This is a genomic window from Pseudomonas sp. GW460-LB5, assembly GCF_059423245.1.
The window spans coordinates 1-6,214 of sequence record NZ_JBWKXT010000112.1 but is presented as its reverse complement, the minus strand read 5'-3'; the positions used below and the strand labels follow the sequence as shown (position 1 = coordinate 6,214).

General features: G+C 47.3%; 6 protein-coding genes. 5 read left to right on the top strand and 1 reads right to left on the bottom strand.

Annotation, left to right across the window (positions count from 1 at the left end; translation table 11 throughout):
- The first annotated feature begins 311 nt into the window (after positions 1 to 311).
- From AC07XM_RS30750 to AC07XM_RS30730, 5 genes are all read left to right on the top strand, one after another.
- On the top strand, positions 312 to 722 hold the full coding sequence (locus tag AC07XM_RS30750; protein ID WP_146024573.1) for a hypothetical protein: 411 nt from the start codon (positions 312 to 314) through the stop codon (positions 720 to 722).
- 371 nt (positions 723 to 1,093) lie between these two features.
- Positions 1,094 to 2,440, top strand: coding sequence for a helix-turn-helix domain-containing protein (locus tag AC07XM_RS30745; RefSeq protein WP_146024572.1), 1,347 nt, complete (start codon positions 1,094 to 1,096; stop codon positions 2,438 to 2,440).
- 198 nt (positions 2,441 to 2,638) lie between these two features.
- The gene (locus tag AC07XM_RS30740) at positions 2,639 to 3,115 is read left to right on the top strand and encodes a GNAT family N-acetyltransferase (RefSeq protein WP_102690282.1); all 477 of its coding nucleotides are present in this window, start codon (positions 2,639 to 2,641) and stop codon (positions 3,113 to 3,115) included.
- 506 nt (positions 3,116 to 3,621) lie between these two features.
- Entirely contained in the window at positions 3,622 to 4,350 is a 729-nt protein-coding gene (locus AC07XM_RS30735; RefSeq protein ID WP_102690281.1) for a recombinase family protein, read from the top strand.
- A 121-nt stretch (positions 4,351 to 4,471) separates the two neighbouring features.
- Positions 4,472 to 4,768, top strand: coding sequence for a helix-turn-helix domain-containing protein (locus AC07XM_RS30730; protein WP_219736063.1), 297 nt, complete (start codon positions 4,472 to 4,474; stop codon positions 4,766 to 4,768).
- Positions 4,769 to 5,291: 523 nt separating this feature from the next.
- Here the strand turns inward: AC07XM_RS30730 and AC07XM_RS30725 are convergent.
- A partial coding sequence (locus AC07XM_RS30725; protein ID WP_256596991.1) for a hypothetical protein occupies positions 5,292 to 6,214 on the bottom strand: 923 nt, incomplete at its 5' end.

The window sequence follows — 6,214 nt, the reverse complement described above, 5'->3', positions numbered from 1 at the left end:
GTAAGCAAGTAAGCAAGTAAGTAAGTAAGTAAGTAAGTAAGTAAGTAACTAACTTTATCAAGCCAAATAAAAAATTCCACGCACCGATTGACAAGCACTTTCAAAAGAGCAAAATACGCCAACCGCTGCAGAGCACTGACAGCGATAGAAAACCCTTGAATTACAGTGCGATATATAGGACTTTCAAAACCACACTAACCAAATACAAAAATCATACTTCACGGCCTGCACCCAAAACTTTCAAACAGTTATTATCGCCACGAACACAATCATAAATCGCTTTACATTAAGCGCCTGATAGGTATTGCCTTATGAAATATAACAAACCATTTCCAACTGAAAACCACAAAGATCACTTCATTTATGAAAATCGGCCTTTCATCAACCCTGATCATGGCGAGCTTTACCCAATCGAATGGGCCACAGTAATTGACATTAACTTGATGCCAACCACGACCCCGGATGACGATGACATTATTGACCCTCCACGATACTATCTTCAGATCACACCCAATGGAGAAATCAGGGGTGCGACACACTACTACGATGAACACGAAGACTATTTCTCGGTAACGGCAGACGATTCTGACATCGTATTTCTTAAACTATTCTTAAGTCAGCACCCACACCACACCCCTACACTAGCATCGCTACAACACTACCGGAAAGAACGGGCATCTGAATGGAACAATGAAGTAAACAAACAAAAAAATCACATCTAAAATCACAGCCAACTTCAGCTTACTCAAACATTCGCAATACTGACGGCGGCGACCTTCAGCCCAAAAGACTGGCTGAACACGAATCATTTTTTAGATCCACAATGAGCTGTCAGAGCGTCGTTGAGACCTCGACCACTTTTGACTAGAGACTCATAGCTCTGGCAGTGCATTGGCACGCCCTGTATTCAGTTAATCACATCAAATCCTTACCACTCATGAAAGTCATACACGCATTAATCGCACCACCAGGAGCTGGAAAAACATCTTGGCTGATCAACCAGCTTACCAAACTAAACGACCAACACTCTGTCCTTGTATTTCCAACCAAAATCCTTTCAGCAGAAGTCCAAAACCGAATGCAGGACCTGAAGATGAATTTTAATGCCATCGACAGCAATACAGTAAACGGATCTGTCGTAAAGTGCTTAGAGAATAGCCTACTCGACCGCACCCACAGGATTCTCATCTGTACACATGAGTCCCTAAGACTTATCAACGCTGAAACTTTGCAGGGATGGAAACTGTACGTAGACGAAGTCCCAACAACCTGGGAATGTTCAACATACAATTTCACTGACCTCTCTTTCCATAAGACATTCGACAGCATCACTGATGTGATCAAAGCTGGCGACAAGAGCAGACTATATGCGAGGAGCGATTGCCGCACGCTAATTGAAGCACTGGCCAACGGAGAAGACTCAACTCTTACCTCTGACGCACGCAGCGTTCTCAAGGCATTATTAGATTGCAGGTATGCGGTTGAGATTGATGAACTCGACAGGAAACTGAAGCGAACACTAAGAGTCATTGGGATCAAGCATTACATCCCTGCATTCGATGCTGCAGAAGAAACGGTAATCATGGGTGCTGAAGTAGAGAGAACGCTTCTTGGCGTCACCCTTAAAGGTGCAGGCTGGAGAATACGCACAGTCGAAGCAGATATAGACTTCACCGGATATGGAAACAAAGTAGAAATTCACCCGTTCTTCAGGAACCGATCTTACTCAAAAAGCGCAGCACTCATGAAGGGAGGAAAAATTTATCCAGACTATCAAGAAGGCTGTTTGCTAGATGCATGGTTGCAGGTCGATGTATTTAGAATTATCGGAAGTAGATGCGCGATTTTGGTGGCACATCAGTGGTGCACACCGGAGCTACCAATTCCACAAGGCCAAGAGCAAAGCAACATAAAGTTTATCCCCATCGACAATAGAGGCATCAATGAGTATTCAGAATACAAAATTGCCATCTGTCTCCAGCATGGAAACATAACCCCGGTAGAAGGTAGGAACCTGCTGACCCTGGCAGAATTGTTATCAATCGACAACACTGTATCACCCGATGAAATCAAGAACGCAGTGAAGTATGAAAGATTCTACGAATCAACCCTTCAATCAGCCTGTAGAACTGCACTGAGATCAAGAACCAGCCAGAGCAACATCATACTGTTTGTACAGGACCTTGACATCGCAAAATTCCTATCAGAAAAGATAGGAAACTGCATAATCAACGAAACCTACTCTGAAGATTACATCGCACCAGAGTCAGAGTCAAAAGCGAATCGAGAGGCTTTAAAACAAAAGGCCCTGAAGCTATGGACACAGAAGCACAGCATCGAGAGTATAGCCAAAGAGGTTGGGAAGACCACGAGAACGGTAAGCGGTTGGATCAGCCCTTACCGACAGCTGCACCATATAGACTCGGAAATTTCTTCTTAAAGATTCTCTAAGAGGTTTTTTCCACACCCGACGGCTAGCACACTGCATTGAATACAGCTTGCGCGCCACCACATATCGAAGCATTTAATATGTTGCGGCACGGTTAATACCAACAGCTTTCGGGGCTTTCCCGCCCCTACACCTATGCAAAAAGCACACTGACTTGAAAATAAACCAAGGCAACCAGGAGCCACTGCCGTGAACACTATAAAACCCGAACTCAACTCCCATGAAGATGTATGGGGTGACTATGCCGATGCAGCATGCTTACACCTGAAGCAAAAGCTTTCTTTATTTCTTCAAGAACAATTCGATCTCACGAAGTCTAAGGTGAACCGCTACCTGCATATCGGTTTAGGTTCAACAGTTAAAGCCGACAACCCCATGTACCAGTATGACCTATATTTCCGACTCTTCCCTAATCTAGAAGTCGGCTGGCCGAGAGAAACACTGGTCATTGCTCGAATCTGTTTCGAAGAGCAGCGCCAAGGACACGGTCGAGACTTATTGAATTGGCTTGTACAACTTGCACCAGAAATTGGTTACAAATACATCGCCATCGAAGCTGCAAACGAAAAGTCGAGCGCTTTCGGCAAACGCTTTGGGTTTGAGCTAGCAAATGGCAAGGCAGGCTGGCTTGGATCCATCGAAAACATTGAACAAGCCCTATGCTAAAAATCCAGCTAAGGCTCGCCTAGCGACCGCACGAATATGCTCTTTTTTCTGCGGCAACTAAATCGCTATATTGCATTTATAATACTATTATTTTCCAGCCGATCTAGGCACAGTGCACGTAATCCATAGTGGACTACTGCCTAGATTAGCTTGCCAAGATCGGTGCCCTGTGCCGCACTCACCGCTCATAAACAGCCGCCAAAGAGCTCATGAAGAACTAACGCCATAACTAATCCAGTTAACGATCTCTCTTGGCTGTCTAGATGCCGCTACCCCCCTGAAGCCCAGCATTTGCGGGCATCTGCACTACAGGCACTAAGCCAACTTACCCTTTTCTCTATCTTCTACAAAATTTATGTGGACATACTGCCTGTCCAGCACACCAGCCCGTCTTAGTACGGGCTTTTTCGCATGTATAGACAGCGTAAATATCATTACATTGGTTGAACGTTCGTTGGCACAGTTGTAAAATGACATCATCAGCCATCCGCAAGGAATCCCCCGCCATGGAAGTTGTCGCCTACTATCGCGTATCCACCAAGGGCCAAGGCGAGTCAGGTTTGGGTCTTGAAGCCCAGCGGGAATACATCAAGTTCGCTGCCGAGCAGCACGGCTGGGTAGTAGTGGCTGAGTTTGAAGATGTGGGCGTATCTGGTGGCATTCACCCGCTAGAGCGTACAGCAGGGGCCAAAGCGTTCGCAGACGGTCACCCAGTAGTGGTAGCTAAGTTGGACAGGCTTAGCCGCGACGTAGAGCACATAGCGGGCTTGATGAAGCGTCACGAGTTCCGGGTAGCAACGATGCCCACCGCCGATGCATTCCAGCTTCATATCTACGCCGTACTTGCTGAACAAGAACGCCGCTTCATCAGCGAACGCACCAAGGCGGCTCTAAAGTCGCTGGAAGCTCGGGCTGCTGCTGGTGATGCAGAAGCAGTGCAGAAGATAGAGAACCGCACACAGGCGCTGGCGAAGGGCCGTAAGCAGCTGAACCGAGTGAAAGGCCACACTACACAGCGTCAGCAGGCAGATGACCGTGCAGCACTGGTCAAGGACGCCATTGAACTGTGTGTACTTAAGGGCGCCAGCAGTCTACAGGCCGTAGCTGACTGCCTCATAGCACGCAACATACCCACTGCTCGTGGTGGGCAATGGTCACCAACTGCTGTGATGCGTGTGATGCAGCGTCTGGGCTTGGGAGTGACCAAAGCCGCCAATGGCCCTGTAAGCTCATAGTAAGCGATTCCAGCGACGCCCTAGGACGGATTCACCCGCCCCCAGATATTCTGAAATCGTGCTGTGCAGCTCGCAGCCGGCCAACCAGAAGCATTAAGCACTGACCCATTCTTGGCCGTCTTTGGCCAGTCTCCAAGAAGATATTCCAGCCTCGATTCAGTGCCGATATTCTGCTGCAAGCGAAGGTCCGTTTGGCGTAGCGTGTAGTCTACTGAGAAAGCACAGAAACGCCGCAGACTTGACACAGGTGCAGTGCTCGAAGGCGCTCAATCACCCACAGTCGTTCATGAGTGATGTTGAAAGCGGGCCCCGTCGGCTTGACATCGTGCAGCTTAGAGACTTGTGTGCAGTGCTAGGGATCAGCCTTACCGAATTGGTAGACAAGCTGGAAAGAGCGATAAGATCAGACGGGGAATGAAGCGAGCTGTTGGTGTAGGCTTGAAGCCCACTCTCATGATCACACTGGACGCCGCCCATGCATGATAAGGCCGCTGCAACCGCTGACGCCCTAAAACTGCTGCTCATGAACCAGACAGCCTTGAGGGCAGCCATCGAAGAAGTAAGCACTTGGATCCGGCAGCGAGGGTCCGTGAATGTCCATGAGAATAGAATTACCTGCCTTCAGTCACTAGATACCAATGCCGACGCCATTGCATCAGCGATAGAACGCCTTCGCACCTAAGCCACCGCTGGGTGACTTTATAGTGCCTGATATTTCATTATTCTAGCTGGCAGGCATGTCGGAAACCGGCGGATTGGGTTTACACCGAAACACACTGACAACTCAGCGACACAAAATTAACGTGTCGCTGAATAACCTCAGCCGACGGCAAGCCCCGTACATATTTGAAGTCAGTCTCGCTAGCACTCTCATGCCAGACCCCTGCAATACACTAGAACAACGAACCAGGGGCCTCACATAAGAAACCAGAAAACAATTACTAGTTGAAGAAGGCGTGAACCTTATTAGTCCACACCAATGTTCTTTCTTCTTCTTTAATATTTTCCAGGTAAGCCTCTGCAATCGCGTGCTTAGCGACATCTGAAGAAAGTCTGTCTATCCAATCTGACTTAATCTTATGCCCTCTTGCCCCTTTCGGCTGTAGGAAAGCAAGGTCCCTCAATAGGGACAACTCAGCATCTTCAACCTGTTCGAAGTGCGTAAGCATTGACTTTAGCTCATCATCTCTCTCGGCAACCTGCGACACAGCTCTATAGTATGCTGAGGCGCTAAGGCAATCCTCGATCTCTGTTGGAGCAACGGCATTACTTCGCGTATTCACCAAATCAGCCACAGGCTTCTTAATTGCTGCCTGCCATCGCCACAAGTCGAGCTTCTTACTAGTCGAATTGCTCTCGAAGTCTGCAACCCTTACCAAGTCCTGAGAATCAGTATCCGTTATACACAGAACCCTTCCCTTAATCATTGAGTTCTCTTTCTTGTCCTCAAAAGGAACCCTTAGAAATTTGAACACTTTCACAACGTTACCACAACCATTAAGCGGTATTATCGTGGTATCTGCATCATCAAGCTGCAAATGCGCTTTGAGATAACAAACATCATCAAAACCCTCACATATAATCCAATTATGCTTCTTATACTTAATAATCGACAACATGGAAGAAATCAAATCAAAGAAACTTTTCATTTCAACCTGATCAGGAAAACTTCTTCTTTCTTCATGAAGCCGATAAAGTTTTAGAGTATTAATGGTTGGAGCCCCTACTCGCCGCGGCTCAACGCAGTGCAAGTAACCATTAGCAGTGGTAATCAACAAACCATACCATGAATCGCCCCTGGTTTCGTAGACACCTCCAAGCCTCATAATGAGGCCCAAATAGGAGGTGCCATGAGTCGTCAGCG